Source organism: Streptosporangium minutum, from assembly GCF_002149035.1.
Taxonomy (GTDB): domain Bacteria; phylum Actinomycetota; class Actinomycetes; order Streptosporangiales; family Streptosporangiaceae; genus Streptosporangium; species Streptosporangium minutum.
Genome location: NZ_NGFP01000244.1, coordinates 1 through 14,235, shown reverse-complemented (window position 1 = coordinate 14,235; position 14,235 = coordinate 1). Strand labels below are relative to the sequence as shown.

Genomic DNA, 14,235 nt, shown 5'->3' with positions numbered 1-14,235 from the left:
GCGTCGGGGCGGGCCGCTGCGGGGCGCCTGCCTGGAACGCCAGCCGCGCGTGGTCACGGCGGCGGCGCTCGGCCAGGACGGCGGTGAGGTAGGCGAACGGCGGCACGCCCGGAGGCGGGGGCGGTGAGACGAAGGCCGACATCTCGGTGGCGATGCGCGCGCCCATCTCGTGCTGGACCGCGGGGGACAGGTCGTGCCAGCGGGTGAGGTACTGCCGCGCGGTGGCGGCGATCCCCTCGGGCAGCCGTGACAGCTCCAGCGTCGCGGCCCACGCGGCGAGCTGCGGCGGCATCTCCAGCGGCGGGCCGTACTGCCCGGGGCCGCGCTCGGAGATCACGATGGTGCCCGCGAAGATGTCGCCGAGCCGTTTGCCCTTCTCCGAGATCAGCGAGCTGATCAGCGCGGGCGCGCCGCTGAGCGTCCAGAACTCCAGCATTCCGGCCAGCCCGCGGAACAGGGCCTGCCGGAACCGTTCGGGGCTGCCGTCGTCGCTGACCACCCGGAGCCCGAGGGCGAGCTTGCCCAGGCTGCGGCCGCGGGAGAGCGTCTCGAAGATGACCGGATAGCCGACGAGCACCAGCACGGTGAGCGCGATGTAGATCATCGTCAGCAGGGCCTCGTCGGCGGTGAAGGCCAGGGCGCCGACCACGAAGGACGCCCCGAACAGCGTCACGAGCTGGACCGCGATGTCGATGAGCAGCGCCGCCGCTCTGCTCGGCAACTGGGCGACCCGGACTTCGACGACAACGGCCTCGCCGGTTACGACATCGGACACACACAGAACCCTACCGGTGACGCGACCGGCTTTCCCTGCCCGCGTGCCCGCCGGCCGCCGCCCGTGCGCCCGGGTGTCCGCGCCGTCCCGTCTCCGGGTTGCCGCCGCCTCCGGGATCCGGCCGCCGGGTCACCCGGCCCGCAGGGGAAGCGTGGTGGGCCACGCGAGCACCAGGAGTGTGACGCAGGTCACTTAACGTGCTGTTTACATCCATGTAATCGATTACATAACCTGATGTAATCGATTACATGGAGGGCTGATGGCACGCATCAAGGACGTGGCCGCACACGCGGGCGTCTCCGTCGCCACGGTCTCCCGGGTCCTCAACGACAACCCGTCGGTGACGGAGGAGACCCGGACCCGGGTCTACGCCGCGATGAGAGAGCTCAGCTACGTCCCCAACGCGGTGGCGCGTTCGCTGCGCACCGAGGCGACCAAGACCCTCGGGCTGATCATCGGCGACATCGCCAACCCATTCTTTGCCGAACTGGCGAGAGCGGTCGAGGACGCGGCACGGGCCGCCGGCTATACCGTGATCATCGGCAATGCCGACGAGCGGGCCGAGGAACAGGACCACTACGTGCGCACCCTCCTGGAGCAGCGGGTGGACGGGCTGTTGATCTGCCCCACCGCCGAGGTCACGCCGCTGGTCGAGGAGGTCGCGCGGGCCGGCGGGCCGCTGGTCTTCCTGGACCGCACGCTCCCCGGGGTGCACGTGCCGTCGGTCCGGGCCGACGGGACCGACGCGATCAGGGCGCTGGTCGCCCATCTGCGGCAGCTCGGGCACCGGCGGATCGCCTTCATCTCGGGCCCCGCCCGGCTGTCCACGGGCCGGGAGCGGACCGGCGCCTTCCTCGCCGCGATGGCCGAGCACGGCCTGGAGGTCCACCCGGAGTACGTCCAGGCGGGCGACTTCCGGTCCGGCAGCGGCCGAACCCTCACCGCCAGGCTCCTCGACCTCCCGGAGCCGCCCCAGGTGATCTTCGCGGGCGACAACCTGATGACCCTGGGCGCGCTGGACGAGATACGGGCGCGCGGCCTGCGGATCCCCGGGGACGTGGCACTGGCGTCATTCGACGACGTGCCGTGGTTTCCGCACGTCAACCCGGCGATCACCGCGATCAGCCAGCCTGCCGCCGAGCTCGGCAAGCGGGGTGTGCGGGTCATCCTCGACCGCCTCGGCGGGCGGCCCGCCGAGTCGGTGTCCCTGCCCGCCGTACTGGTGGTCCGCCAATCATGCGGGGAAGGAAGGGACGTCTCTTGAACGACGAGATCCTCCGGGTCGAAGGCCTGCGCAAGGAGTTCCCGGGCGTGGTCGCGCTGGACGGGGTCGACTTCACCCTCCGGGCCGGCGAGGTCCACGTCCTGCTCGGGGAGAACGGCGCGGGCAAGAGCACGCTGATCAAGATGCTCTCCGGGGCCTACCACCCCGACGGAGGGCGGATCCTGGTCGACGGGGCGCCGGTCGAGATCCGCACCGCGAGCGACGCGCAGAGACTGGGCATCGCCACCATCTACCAGGAGTTCAACCTGGTTCCCCAGCTCACCGTCGGTGAGAACCTCGCCCTGGGACGCCCTCCCCGCCGCTTCGGCTTCGTCGACACCAGGCGGATGCACGAGCAGGCGGGGGATCTGCTGCGGAGGGTCGGCGTCGACGTCGACCCGCGCACCCCGGTGGCGAAGCTGGGCATCGCGCGCATGCAGATGGTCGAGATCGCCAAGGCGCTGGGCCTGAACGCCCGCGTGCTCATCATGGACGAGCCGACCGCCGTGCTCACGACGACGGAGGTCGAGCGGCTGTTCGACATCGTCCGGCAGTTGCGCGACCAGGGGGTGGCGATCGTGTTCATCACCCACCACCTTGAGGAGATCCCGCAGATCGGCGACCGCGTCACCGTGCTGCGGGACGGCAGCTCGGTGGCCGAGGTGCCGGCGACCACCCCCGAGGACGAGCTGGTCAGGCTCATGGTCGGCCGTCCCATCGACCAGCAGTACCCCCGGGAGCCGGCGGCGCCGGGCGGACCGCTCCTGCAGGTGCGGGGGCTCCGCAGGGAGGGCGAGTTCGCCGACGTCTCCTTCGAGGTGCGCGCCGGAGAGGTCGTGGGCCTGGCGGGACTGGTCGGCGCGGGCCGCACCGAGGTCGCGCGGTCGATCTTCGGCGCGGACGCCTACGACTCCGGCGAGGTCCTGGTGAACGGCAGCCCGCTGGCCCGCGGCGACGTGCACGCCGCCATGGAGGCGGGCCTCGGCCTGGTCCCCGAGGACCGCAAGGGCCAGGGGCTGGTGCTCGGCGCCGACGTGGGGGAGAACCTCGGCCTGGTCACGCTTCGGCGGGCCAGCCGCGGCGGGTTCGTCGACAGGCCGGGACAGCGCAGGGCCGCCGCCGAGGTGGCCCGGCAGCTCGGCGTGCGGATGAGCGGCCTCGGCCAGGAGGTCCGCACGCTGTCGGGCGGCAACCAGCAGAAGATCGTCATCGGGAAGTGGCTGCTCGCCGAGGCGAGCGTGCTCATCCTCGACGAGCCCACACGGGGCGTGGACGTGGGGGCCAAGGTCGAGATCTATCAACTGATCAATTCGCTCACCGCCTCCGGGCACGCGGTGCTGATGATCTCCAGCGATCTCCCCGAGATCCTGGGCATGAGCGACCGCGTCCTGGTGATGGCCCGCGGCAGGCTCGTCGGGGAGCTCGCCGCCGGTGAGGCTACACAGGACTCGGTGATGGCCCTGGCCGTGACCGAGGTGGAGGATGCTCGTGTCCACTAACGTGCTGCAGCGCAAGCCCCCCGGCCGGAAACCGCCGGCCGCCGTCTGGCTGGGCGAGAACGGCGCGCTGGTCGCGCTGGTCGTGCTCGCGGTGGCGCTGTCGCTGCTGTCGGGCGACTTCCTGACGGTGACCAACCTGCTCAACGTGGGCGTGCAGGCGGCGGTCACCGCGATCCTCGCCTTCGGCGCCACCTTCGTCATCATCACCGGCGGCATCGACCTGTCGGTCGGCTCCGTCGCGGCCCTGTCGGCGATCGTGCTGGCCTGGACCGCGACCGACGCGGGCCTGCCATGGCCGCTGGCCACCGTGATCGCCCTCGCCGTCGGCCTCGCGTGCGGGCTGGTCAACGCCGCCCTGATCGCCTACGGCAAGCTGCCGCCGTTCATCGCCACGCTGGCCATGCTCGGCGTCGCCCGCGGCCTGGCCCTGGTGATCTCGCAGGGCAGCCCGATCGCGATGCCGGAGGCGGTCTCGCACCTGGGCGACACCATCGGCGACTACCTGCCGGTCCCGGTCGTCGTCATGCTGATCATGGGGTTGATCACGGCCGTGATCCTGAGCCGGACCTACAGCGGGCGCGCGATGTACGCCATCGGCGGCAACGAGGAGGCCGCCCGGCTCTCCGGCATCAACGTCAACCGGCAGAAGCTCATCACCTATGCCCTGGCCGGGCTCTTCGCCGCGGTCGCGGGCATCGTCCTGGCCAGCCGGCTGGCCTCGGCCCAGCCCCAGGCGGCCGCCGGCTACGAGCTGGACGCCATCGCCGCCGTCGTCATCGGCGGGGCGAGCCTGTCCGGCGGCAAGGGCCGGGCCTTCGGCACCTTCGTCGGCGCGCTCATCCTCGCGGTGCTGCGCAACGGCCTCAACCTGCTGTCCGTCTCCGCCTTCTGGCAACAGGTCGTGATCGGCGTGGTGATCGCGCTCGCGGTCCTGCTCGACACCCTGCGCCGCCGCGGAACCAACTGAAACCACCGGGGGAACACCATGAAACGCACCATCACCGTCATCGCGGCCGGCGCCGCACTCGCCCTGGGCCTGACGGCCTGCGGCTCGGGCTCCTCCTCGGAAGGGGCCGGAGCGGCCGCGGGAGACATCAAGCTCGGCATGTCGGTCTCCACCCTGAACAACCCCTACTTCGTCCAGCTCCGAAAGGGCGCCGAGGACGAGGCCAAGAAGCAGGGCGTCGCGCTGACCGTCACCGACGCCCAGAACGACGCCTCGCAGCAGGTGAACCAGATCCAGAACTTCGCCAGCCAGAGCATGAAGGCGATCATCATCAACCCGGTCGACTCCGACGCCGCCGGGCCCGCGGTGAAGGCCGCCGAGCGCTCCAAGATCCCGGTGATCGCCGTCGACCGCGTGGTCAACGGCGCCACCGTGGCCCAGACCGTGGCGTCCGACAACGTCGCCGGCGGCAAGCTGGCGGCTCAGGAGCTGGCCAAGCAGATGGGCGAGAAGGGCAAGGTCGCCGTCCTCCAGGGCGTCCCCGGCACCTCCGCCGCCCGCGACCGCGGCCAGGGCTTCACCGAGGGCATCAAGGCCTACCCGGACATCCAGGTGGTCGCCCAGCAGCCCGCCGACTTCGACCGGACCAAGGGCCTGGACGTCATGACCAACCTGGTCCAGTCCAACCCCGGCATCACCGGTGTGTTCGCCGAGAACGACGAGATGGCCCTCGGCGCCGTCAAGGCGCTGGGCGCGAAGGCGGGCAAGGAAGTCAAGGTCGTCGGCTTCGACGGCACCCCGGACGGGCTCAAGGCCATCCAAGCCGGCACGCTGAACGCCAGCATCGCCCAGCAGCCGCAGCTCCTCGGCCAGCAGGCCGTACAGGGCGCGATCAAGGCGGCCAAGGGCGAGAAGATCGAGGCCACGGTGGCCGTGCCGGTCAAGGCCGTGAACAAGGACAACGTCGCAGAGTTCGCGGGTTCGTGATGACCGTTCACGGCGGCGCCGTCGAGCCCGTCCCTCCCGAGGACGCCCACGGGCACGACGGGAAGGACAGAGCGAGGCCGTACGGGCGCGGCGGGGAGGACGGGGCGGGGCCGTACGAGATGATCGTCGTCGGCTCGGTCAACGCCGACCTGGTGGTCCGCGTCGACCGCCGTCCCGCGCCCGGCGAGACCGTGATCGGCTCAGACCTGGTCACCCATCCCGGAGGGAAGGGCGCCAACCAGGCCGTCGCCGCGGCCCGGCTCGGCGCCCGCGTGGCACTGCTCGGCAGGATCGGCTCCGACGGCAACGGCGAGTTCCTGCGCAAGGCGCTCGCCGGTGACGGTGTGGGGCTGGACCACCTCGTCGAGACCCCGGGGCCGAGCGGCGTCGCCCTGATCACCGTGGGGGCGGACGGGGACAACAGCATCATCGTGTCACCGGGGGTCAACGCGCGGCTGAGCGAGGAGGACATCGCCGCGGCGGCCGGCCTGCTGGCCTCGGCGCGGGTCGTCTCCCTGCAACTGGAGAGCCCTCTCGCCACGGTCCTGGCCGCCGCACGGACGGCGGCGCGGGTGGTCTTCAACCTGTCGCCTCCGGCCGTGGTCCCCGACGAGCTGCTGGCGGTCTGCGACCCGCTCGTCGTCAACGAACACGAGGCCGCGGTCCTGCTCGGGCGGCGCGGCGCCCCAGGCCCGCAGGCGCGGGCCCTGCTCGCGCTCGGGCCCCGCTCGGTGGTCCTCACGCTGGGGGCCGGGGGCGCGGTCGTCGCTGGGCCGGACGGGGTGACGGAGGTGCCGAGTCCCCGGGTGGAGGCCGTCGACACCACCGGCGCCGGTGACGCGTTCACCGGGGCACTGGCCTGGCGCCTGGCCGGCGGCGAGGACCTGGCCGCCGCCACCGCCTTCGCGGTCCGGGTGGGCGCCGCCTCGGTGCGCAGGCCCGGCGCGCAGAGTTCCTATCCGTACCCGGAGGATCTGGAGGCCCTGTGAAGCGCGCGGGAATCCTCAACGCGGCCCTGTCCGGCGGGCTCGCCCGCCTCGGCCACACCGACGAGCTGCTCGTCTGCGACAGCGGGATGCCGCTGCCCCCCGGAGTCGAGGTCGTCGACCTCGCCTTCCTGCCCGGCATCCCGGCGTTCGCCGACGTGCTGGACGGCATCCTCGCCGAACTCGTCGTCGAGGGCGCCACCGCGGCGCGGGAGGTCCGTACGGCCAACGCCGAGTGCGACGCCCTGCTCGCCGCCCGGCTGCCCGGCCTGACCTACATCCCGCACAGCGAGCTCAAGCACCTGTCCCGCTCCAGCCGGCTGATCGTGCGGACCGGCGAGGCGCGGCCGTACGCCAACGTGCTCCTGCGGTGCGGGGTCGCGTTCTGACCGTACGGCCCCGCGGTCCCTCCCGGACCGGCCGCGCACCCGCGCGGCCGGGTCCGCGGCGGTCGCCGTCCTCCTCACCGGGAAAGCCCGGTCGCGCTCACGGGGCGGGTCCGGTCGTGCTCACCGGGAAAGCCCGGTCGTGCTCACCGGGAAAGCCCGGTCGTGTTCACGGGGCGGGTCCGGTCGTGGGAGGACGGGCCCTCCCGGGGCCGGGCATCCCGGCGTGAGCGCGGATGTGGATACGCTTCCTGCGTGGACATCGACGTCTTTGTCAGCGCGCACCGGCAGGCCTGGGACCGCCTGGAGGACCTCGTCCGGCGCCGGAGGTCGCTGAACGGCGCCGAGACCGACGAACTGGTCGACCTCTACCAGCGGGTCGCCACGCACCTGTCCATCGTGCGCTCGGGATCGGCCGACCCGATCCTGGTGGGCCGGCTGTCGGCGCTGGTCGCCCGGGCCCGCTCGGCGGTGACCGGCGCGCACACCCCCGCCTGGCGGGAGTTCATCCGCTTCTTCGCCGTCTCCTTCCCGGTGGTCGCCTACCGGGCCCGCTGGTGGTGGCTCGGCACGACCGCCGCGTTCGTCCTGGTCTCCGCGGTCGTCGCCGTCTGGGTGGCGGGCGACCCCGCCGTCCAGGCCGCGATCGGCACGCCCGAGGAGATCACCCAGCTCGTCGACCACGACTTCGCCGACTACTACTCGGAGCACCCCGCGGCCTCGTTCGCCGGGCAGGTCTGGGTCAACAACGCCTGGGTCTCGATGCAGGTCATCATCATGGCCGTCCTGCTCGGCCTGCCGATCCCCTACATCCTGTGGGAGAACGCGCTCAACGTGGCCGTCTCCGCCGGGCTGATGGCCTCGCGCGGCAAGCTGGACATCTTCTTCGGCCTGATCACCCCGCACGGCCTGCTGGAGCTGACCGCGGTGTTCCTGGCCGCGGCGGTCGGCATGCGTCTCGGCTGGACGGTCGTCGACCCCGGTCCCAGAAAGCGCGGCGAGGCCCTCGCCGAGCAGGGCAGGGCCGTCATGAGCGTGGCCCTCGGCCTGGTCGTGGTGCTGTTCGTCTCCGGCCTGATCGAGGGGCTGGTCACCCCGTCGGGCCTGCCCACCTGGGCGCGGATCGGCATCGGAGTGGTCGCGGAGGCGGCCTTCCTCGCCTACGTGTTCTTCTTCGGCCGCCGGGCGCTGGCCGCCCAGGAGACGGGAGACCTGGAGCGGGCCCCCGATCTCGCACCGAGCGCCGGCTAGCGCCGCGGCTCCAGATAGGCGCCGAGCAGGGCCGCGCCCGCCAGCATCGCCAGGCCCCGCGCCGTCAGCCGGTCGCGCCACTCCCGCAGCGTCGCCTGCAGCGGTTCAGGTCCGCCCGCCGCCCGCACCCGCTCCAGCACCCGCGCGATCTGCTCCAGCCCGTGCCCGCCCCGCCGCAGCTGGTGGGCCAGTAGCACGTCGCGCACGTCGGCGGAGGTGTAGACGCGGTAGCCGGTGCGCGGGTCGCGCCGGGGCACGATCAGCCCGGCCCGCTCCCATTTGCGCAACGTCGCCGGCCGGATGTCGAGCCTGCGCGCCAGCGGCCCGATGAACGTCACACCCGGCTCCAGCTCACGCGGCGGCGCCAGGTCGCGCAGCGCCAGCTCCACGGCCTCCAGCGTGTGGCGGTCGCCGGCCAGTTCCGCGTGGCTCTCGTCGATCAGCCGCAGTGCCTCCTCCGCCGCGCCGCCGTTCACGGCCCGCATGATCGCCCCCGCGGTCGCGTGGCCGTGCGCGGGGATCAACGCCAGGAACGTCCGCAACGCCGCCGCGTGGCGCGGGGCGTAGACGCGGTAGCCGTGCGGCGAGCGCTCGGCCGGCGGCAGGATCCCCGCCTCCTCGTAGTTGCGCACCGCCTGCGTGGACAGGCCGTGCTCGCGCGCCAGATCGATGGGTCGCAACCGCATTTTGAAGGTAGGTCCTCGTCAACAGCGGGAGATGCCACCTAAGTTCACATAGAAGGTTCAACGATACCGTTGAAGGCACGGCGGTGCCGGTCGTGGACGCCGCTCCCGGGCGGATCTCCGGGCGCCGGGGGACGGTCAGAGGCGGCCCGCGGCCTTCAGCGCGAGGTAGGCGTCGGCCAGGGCGGGCGCGATCTGCTCCGGGGCGGCGTCCACGACCTCCACCCCCTGGCGGCGCAGCCGGGCGGTGATCCTGCGCCGGGCGGCGTTCTGGTGTTCGGCGGCCGCCGCGTTGTAGACCAGCTCCGGTGTGCCGCGACCGGCCGCCATCGCGGCCACCTGCGGGTCGGAGACGGCGGCGAGGAGCACCAGGTGCCGCGAGGAGAGCTGGGGGAGCATCGGCAGGAGCCCCTCCTCCAGCGACGCCGCGTTCAGGTCGGTCAGCACGACGACCAGGCTGCGCCGCTTGGCCCGCGCCAGAATGGCCGCGACCATGCCGGCCGAGTCGGCCTCGACGAGCTCGGCCTCCAGCGGCGCCATGGTGTTGACCAGCGATGACAGCAGTTCGGTACGGCTGGCGCCGGACACCCAGGCGCGCACCGCGCGGTCGTAGGCCAGGAAGTCCACCCGGTCCCCGGCGCGGGCGGCCAGCGCGGCCAGCAGCAGCGCCGCGTCCATCGACCAGTCCAGCCGGGGCCAGCCCGGTACGACCGCCGCCCCGCCGTACAGGCCGCCGGTCCCGGGCATCTCACCGGCCAGCGGGACGGGGGCCGTGCCGACCCGGCCGGCCGAGGTGCGGCCGGTGTCCAGGACGATCAGGACCCGCCGGTCGCGCTCCGGCCGCCAGGTGCGGACCACGACGTCGTTGCGGCGGGCGGTGGCCCGCCAGTCGATCGAACGGACGTCGTCGCCGGCCACGTACTCGCGCAGCGAGTCGAACTCGGTGCCCTGCCCCCTGACCATCGACGGATGCTGGCCCTCCAGCTCCCTGAGCCTGGACAGCTTGGCGGGCAGGTGTTTGCGGCTGAGGAACGGCGGCAGGACCCGCACCGACCACGGCACCCTGTGGGAGCCCTGGCGGGCCGCGATGCCCAGTGGGCCCAGCGTGCGCACCGTGACCGTGACCGCCTCGCGGTCGCCCCGGCGGGTGGGGGTGAGCGTCGTGGTGAGGCGGCGGCGCTCGCCGGCGGGCACGTCCAGCGGCAGGCGTCGCGGCGCGGTCCCGGCCGAGGGGGGCCAGGCGTCCCTGAGCAGGCCCCGGGCCCGGCGGGGACCGGGGTTCTCCACGACCAGCTCGACCGTGGCGGACTCGCCGAGCCGGACCAGCCGGTCGCCCGAGCGGGTGAACCGCAGCTGCCGCACGCCCGCGGCCAGCAGCAGGTCGACCGCGATCAGCGCCAGGAGCAGCAGCGCCACCCCGGCCACGGCCGGCGCCGGCTGTGGCGCGAAGAGCACGGCCAGCGTTCCCAGCAGGGCCAGCAGGGCGGCCCGTCCTGTCAGTGCCATCGGCTCAGCGGGGGACGGGGACGGAGGCGAGGATGGCGTCGATCAGGCCGTCGGCGGTCGCGCCCTCCAGCTCGGCCTCGGGGCGGAGCTGGATCCGGTGCCGCATGGAGGGCCTGGCCAGCGCCTTGACGTCGTCCGGGGTCACGTAGGAGCGGCCGGACAGCCACGCCCAGGCCCGTGCCCCGGCCAGCAGCGCGGTGGCGCCACGGGGCGAGACGCCGAGCTGCAGTGACGGCGACTGCCGGGTGGCCCTGGCGATGTCCACGATGTAGCCGAGCACCTCGGGGCCGGTGTGCACCTGGCTGACCGCCGCGCGGCCGGCGTCCAGGTCGGCGATGGTGGCCACGGCCTTGACGTGGGACAGGTCGCGCGGGTCGAAGCCCAGCGCGTGCCGTTCCAGCACCGCGATCTCCTGGTCGCGGGGCGGCAGCGGCACGGTCAGTTTGAGCAGGAAGCGGTCGAGTTGCGCCTCGGGGAGCTGGTAGGTGCCTTCGTACTCGACCGGGTTCTGGGTGGCGGCCACGATGAACGGCTCGGGCAGCCCGCGCGGCTTGCCGTCCACGCTGACCTGCCGCTCCTCCATCGCCTCCAGCAACGCCGCCTGTGTCTTGGGAGGCGTGCGGTTGATCTCGTCGGCGAGCAGCAGGTTGGTGAAGACCGGGCCCTGGCGGAACTCGAACTCCGACGTCTTCGCGTCGTAGATCAAGGAGCCGGTCACGTCGCCCGGCATCAGGTCGGGGGTGAACTGCACCCGCTTGAAATCCAGCGAGAGCGCCGCCGCCAGGGTCCTGACCAGCAGGGTCTTGGCGACGCCCGGCACGCCTTCGAGCAGCACGTGTCCCCGGCAGAGCAGCGCGATCACCAGTCCGGTGACCACGGCGTCCTGGCCGACGACGGCCTTGGCGACCTCGGCGCGCAGACCCGCCAGCGCCTCCCGGGCGGCGCTCGCGCCGGGCGTGGTCTCGGCGACCGGGGGTGTCTGCGCCAGGCCGCTGTTCTCCGGTGGCATGGTCACGAGGACTCCTCTGCCGGCGCCGACGGCACCGTGCCGCCGTGCCCGACGGTCTGCTCGCTACGCTCGCTCACGACTCTTTGACCTGCCTCTCCAACATGTCCAGATATGCGGCCAGGGCTACCAGCCCGGCCTCGTCCGCCGGCGGCGGGCCGTACAGGGCGGCGCCCACATGGAAGCGTGCCTGTCCGGTGCGTTCGGCGATCGCTTCGACCTTCGCGTCCGGCCCGGCCGCCGACGGCAGGCCGAGCCGGGGGGTGACCCGGTCGACGAAACTCGTGCGGAGGGCGACGGCGGCCCGGTCGCGGGCCCGCCTGGCCCGGTAGAGCCTGCCCCGGCCCTCCACGGTCTCGGCCGCCCTGACCACGACGGGCAGCCGCTCGGCCACCACCGGGCCGAGCCGGCGGCCCCGCCAGAGTGCCAGCAGGAGGACCACGACGGCCAGCTGCACCACGGCCCATCTGACCCCGCCGGGAATCAGGTCGTAGAGCCCCTGCTCACCGGTGGCCTGCGGGGCGGTCTCGGGGGCCGCCAGCCAGACCAGGGCGGGCCGGGTCCCGGCGAGGTTCATCGCCAGGGCGGCGTTGCCGTCCTCGGCCAGCCGCAGGTTGCTCATGAACTGGCCGTCGCCTGTGACCGTGATCGTCCTGCCCTCGTCGGTGTAGCTGACCAGGGTGGGCCTGCCGTCGGCCGGGTAGCAGCCGGTGGCCCCGGAGGGAGCGGTGAGGGACGAGCCCCCCAGGTAGGCGCTGCCCGCCATGGTCGCGGCCCGCAGCTCGCACCGGGGCTCGCGCGAGCGTGCCCGCACCTTTTTGGCGGCGCGCACGCCCGGGGTGATCAGCTCCTGGTACGGCTGCACGCCGACCACGAGCAGGTCGGCGGGGATCGCGCCGAGCCGTCCGGCCTCCTCCTCGCTGAGGAAGGAGGTGTCGCTGAGCAGCAGCGTGCGGTCGCCGGAGCCGGCGGCCTCCGCCTCGGCGACGGAGGTGACCCGGGTGACCTGCACGCCGTGGGCCCGCAACAGCTGGGCCAGCGCCCTGCCGCCGGACGGCGAGGTGTCGGCGGGGTCGAGCGGTCTTCCCCCTCCGGAACCGCTGAGCAGCACGCCGATCACGGCTCCGGCGACCACGACGAGCGCGACCAGGAGGACGCCCCGGCCGCCGCGCCACAGGGTGGCGGCGGTCGGCGAGGTGGACGTCGACCCCGTTCCGGGGGCGGCGGCGAGGCTCACGAGGGCACCGCCTTCGCGGCGGCGGGCACGGGACGGGCCGTGCGCAGCCGCTCGTCGAGGTCGCGCAGGACCCCGTAGGCCTCGGCCGTGCCCGGGACCTCGCCGTAGGTCACGTCGTCGAACACCCGGGCCGCGGCGGCCAGCTCCCCGGCGAAGGCGGGCAGCACCCGCCCCGCCTCGGCGGCGAGCTCACCCGCCGTACGGCCGGGAGTGGAGTCGACGATGGCGCGGTCCTCCAGGTCTCGGGCGATGGCTCTGAGCCGTTCTCGGACGGCCTCGGCCCACCGGCTCTCGGCGGCCAGTCGCTCGGCGGCGTCGCGGTGCTCGGCGGCGGTGCGGCGACGGTCTCCGAAGATCCCGTCCTGGCGCACCGTACCGCCCCGGGTGGCCCTGCGCGCGATCGTGACCACCGCGGCGATGGCCGCGATCACGATCACGGCCAGGACGACCCGCGCGGCCACGCTGCCGACGACGCCCACGGACTCCTGGTCCAGCAGGTCGCCGAGGAACTGGCTCACGGCCCGCATGATGCGGTCGATCAGGGATTCCTTGGCGTATTCGGGCTTGAGCAGCTCCTCGACCGCCTCGCGCCGGGCCCGGCCCCGGTCGATGTCGATCGGGATCGGGGACGCCAGGGGCGCCGGGAGGGTCAGGAGTCGTGCCACGGAGCTCCCTGGCCGGTCTGGTCGTACCGGCCGGGTCCGCCGGGCGTGACGGACGGGTCCCACAGGTCGTCGGCGGAGGCGTGCACCCAGCCCTGACGCTGCTGCTCGATCGCCGCGGTCTGCAGCACCAGGTCGAACGCCTCGGCCCGCATCCGCCGGTCGGCGTAGAGGAGGCCGTTGACCCCGGCCTGGAACGGATAGGTGATCATGGCGCTGACGGTGCCGCCGACCGCGATCAGGATCGCCGTGACGATCTGCGAGCCGGTGGAGCCCTTGCCTATCAGGCCGGCGACGAAGGCCATGATGCTGAAGGGGAAGGAGAGCACCAGGGCGACCAGGGCCGTGATGAGCTGGGTCAGCAGCAGGATGCCGAGCGTGCGCCAGAAACCGCCGCCCACCAGGTTCCAGGACCTGCGCAGGGAGTCGACGACGCCGCGCCGCTCCAGCACCGCCACCGACGGCGCCAGCGCCAGGCGGGTGGTGATGAAGAGGGCGTAGGCGATGAAGCCCAGCATCGCCAGCGCGCCGACGGCGAACAGGGCCCCGAAACTGGCCCCCGCCGCCCCCAGCCCGGCGATGACCAGGACGACCACGACCATGGGGAGCAGCATGACCAGCAACCCGATGGCCACCAGCCCGAACAGTGTGGGCACCCGGTCGCGGGTCAGCCTCCAGGCCTCGCCCACGGTCATCTTGCCGCCGAAGACCGCCCGGCCCAGGATCCGGGTCAGCACGCCGGTGAGCAGGGTCACCGCGACGAACTGCACCGCGTAGGAGATCAGCGTCCCGCCGTACTGGGCGAGGAAGCCGATGTCCTGCGAGTTCTCCAGGACGGCGGGGTCCTCGATGCCGGCGCCCAGGTCGCCGATCACGACGGCCTGGCCGATCGCCACCGGGATCGCCCCGAGCGCGGCGACGATCGCCGACAGGCCCAGGATGGTCTTGGGGTTGGAGCGGATCAGCTTGATGGCGCCGTCGAGGATGTCGCCGAGGCCGAGCGGGCGGAGCGGGATGATCCCCGGCCGCATCGCCGGGGGCGGGGGG

Annotated in this window: 14 protein-coding genes; 7 read left to right on the top strand and 7 right to left on the bottom strand. The window is 73.2% G+C overall.

Annotation, left to right across the window (positions count from 1 at the left end; all coding sequences use genetic code 11):
- Nucleotides 1–775 (bottom strand): RDD family protein (locus tag CA984_RS35675; protein ID WP_086577818.1); only part of this gene is annotated, 775 nt, incomplete at its 3' end.
- Nucleotides 776–1,034: 259 nt separating this feature from the next.
- Here CA984_RS35675 and CA984_RS35670 point away from each other — a divergent pair.
- The 7 genes from CA984_RS35670 to CA984_RS35645 all read left to right on the top strand — a co-directional run bounded on the left by CA984_RS35670 (nt 1,035) and on the right by CA984_RS35645 (nt 8,094).
- The gene (locus CA984_RS35670; protein ID WP_086577817.1) at nt 1,035–2,039 is read left to right on the top strand and encodes a LacI family DNA-binding transcriptional regulator; all 1,005 of its coding nucleotides are present in this window, start codon (nt 1,035–1,037) and stop codon (nt 2,037–2,039) included.
- Nucleotides 2,012–3,538 (top strand): sugar ABC transporter ATP-binding protein, encoded by a 1,527-nt coding sequence (locus tag CA984_RS35665; protein WP_086577816.1) that lies wholly within the window; start codon nt 2,012–2,014, stop codon nt 3,536–3,538. The genes CA984_RS35670 and CA984_RS35665 overlap by 28 nt, the downstream gene beginning before the upstream one ends.
- On the top strand, nt 3,522–4,505 hold the full coding sequence (locus CA984_RS49110) for an ABC transporter permease (RefSeq protein WP_341351749.1): 984 nt from the start codon (nt 3,522–3,524) through the stop codon (nt 4,503–4,505). Before CA984_RS35665 ends, CA984_RS49110 begins: the two co-directional genes overlap by 17 nt.
- A gap of 18 nt (nt 4,506–4,523) precedes the next feature.
- Nucleotides 4,524–5,471, top strand: coding sequence for a substrate-binding domain-containing protein (locus CA984_RS49105; protein ID WP_341351748.1), 948 nt, complete (start codon nt 4,524–4,526; stop codon nt 5,469–5,471).
- Nucleotides 5,471–6,460, top strand: a complete 990-nt coding sequence (locus CA984_RS35655; protein WP_207621156.1) for a ribokinase — start codon at nt 5,471–5,473, stop codon at nt 6,458–6,460. The genes CA984_RS49105 and CA984_RS35655 overlap by 1 nt, the downstream gene beginning before the upstream one ends.
- Entirely contained in the window at nt 6,457–6,846 is a 390-nt protein-coding gene (gene rbsD / locus CA984_RS35650) for a D-ribose pyranase (RefSeq protein WP_086577815.1), read from the top strand. The genes CA984_RS35655 and rbsD overlap by 4 nt, the downstream gene beginning before the upstream one ends.
- 252 nt (nt 6,847–7,098) lie before the next feature.
- Nucleotides 7,099–8,094 carry a stage II sporulation protein M gene (locus tag CA984_RS35645; RefSeq protein ID WP_086577814.1) on the top strand — a complete coding sequence of 332 codons (996 nt, stop codon included), beginning with the start codon at nt 7,099–7,101 and terminating at the stop codon, nt 8,092–8,094.
- On the opposite strand, the gene CA984_RS35640 is transcribed toward CA984_RS35645, so the two are convergent.
- From CA984_RS35640 to CA984_RS35615, 6 genes are all read right to left on the bottom strand, one after another.
- Nucleotides 8,091–8,780 carry a MerR family transcriptional regulator gene (locus CA984_RS35640; RefSeq protein ID WP_086577813.1) on the bottom strand — a complete coding sequence of 230 codons (690 nt, stop codon included), beginning with the start codon at nt 8,778–8,780 and terminating at the stop codon, nt 8,091–8,093. The two genes, CA984_RS35645 and CA984_RS35640, sit on opposite strands and share 4 nt — an antisense overlap.
- A gap of 135 nt (nt 8,781–8,915) precedes the next feature.
- Nucleotides 8,916–10,283: a DUF58 domain-containing protein gene (locus CA984_RS35635; protein WP_086577812.1), complete on the bottom strand. Its 1,368-nt coding sequence runs from the start codon at nt 10,281–10,283 to the stop codon at nt 8,916–8,918.
- 4 nt (nt 10,284–10,287) lie between these two features.
- Nucleotides 10,288–11,292: an AAA family ATPase gene (locus CA984_RS35630; protein ID WP_242676357.1), complete on the bottom strand. Its 1,005-nt coding sequence runs from the start codon at nt 11,290–11,292 to the stop codon at nt 10,288–10,290.
- A 73-nt stretch (nt 11,293–11,365) separates the two neighbouring features.
- The gene (locus tag CA984_RS35625; protein ID WP_086577811.1) at nt 11,366–12,526 is read right to left on the bottom strand and encodes a DUF4350 domain-containing protein; all 1,161 of its coding nucleotides are present in this window, start codon (nt 12,524–12,526) and stop codon (nt 11,366–11,368) included.
- The gene (locus CA984_RS35620; RefSeq protein ID WP_086577810.1) at nt 12,523–13,191 is read right to left on the bottom strand and encodes a DUF4129 domain-containing protein; all 669 of its coding nucleotides are present in this window, start codon (nt 13,189–13,191) and stop codon (nt 12,523–12,525) included. Before CA984_RS35620 ends, CA984_RS35625 begins: the two co-directional genes overlap by 4 nt.
- Nucleotides 13,176–14,235 (bottom strand): DUF7847 domain-containing protein (locus tag CA984_RS35615; protein ID WP_086577819.1); only part of this gene is annotated, 1,060 nt, incomplete at its 5' end. The genes CA984_RS35620 and CA984_RS35615, both read right to left, overlap by 16 nt.

Excerpts from the sequence above, each read along its gene's own strand:
- CA984_RS35640 (WP_086577813.1), bottom strand. The coding sequence starts at position 8,780 with ATGCGGTTGCGACCCATCGATCTGGCGCGCGAGCACGGCCTGTCCACG.
- CA984_RS35635 (WP_086577812.1), bottom strand. The coding sequence starts at position 10,283 with ATGGCACTGACAGGACGGGCCGCCCTGCTGGCCCTGCTGGGAACGCTG.
- CA984_RS49110 (WP_341351749.1), top strand. The coding sequence starts at position 3,522 with ATGCTCGTGTCCACTAACGTGCTGCAGCGCAAGCCCCCCGGCCGGAAA.
- CA984_RS35630 (WP_242676357.1), bottom strand. The coding sequence starts at position 11,292 with ATGCCACCGGAGAACAGCGGCCTGGCGCAGACACCCCCGGTCGCCGAG.
- CA984_RS49105 (WP_341351748.1), top strand. The coding sequence starts at position 4,524 with ATGAAACGCACCATCACCGTCATCGCGGCCGGCGCCGCACTCGCCCTG.
- CA984_RS35665 (WP_086577816.1), top strand. The coding sequence starts at position 2,012 with ATGCGGGGAAGGAAGGGACGTCTCTTGAACGACGAGATCCTCCGGGTC.
- CA984_RS35670 (WP_086577817.1), top strand. The coding sequence starts at position 1,035 with ATGGCACGCATCAAGGACGTGGCCGCACACGCGGGCGTCTCCGTCGCC.
- CA984_RS35655 (WP_207621156.1), top strand. The coding sequence starts at position 5,471 with ATGACCGTTCACGGCGGCGCCGTCGAGCCCGTCCCTCCCGAGGACGCC.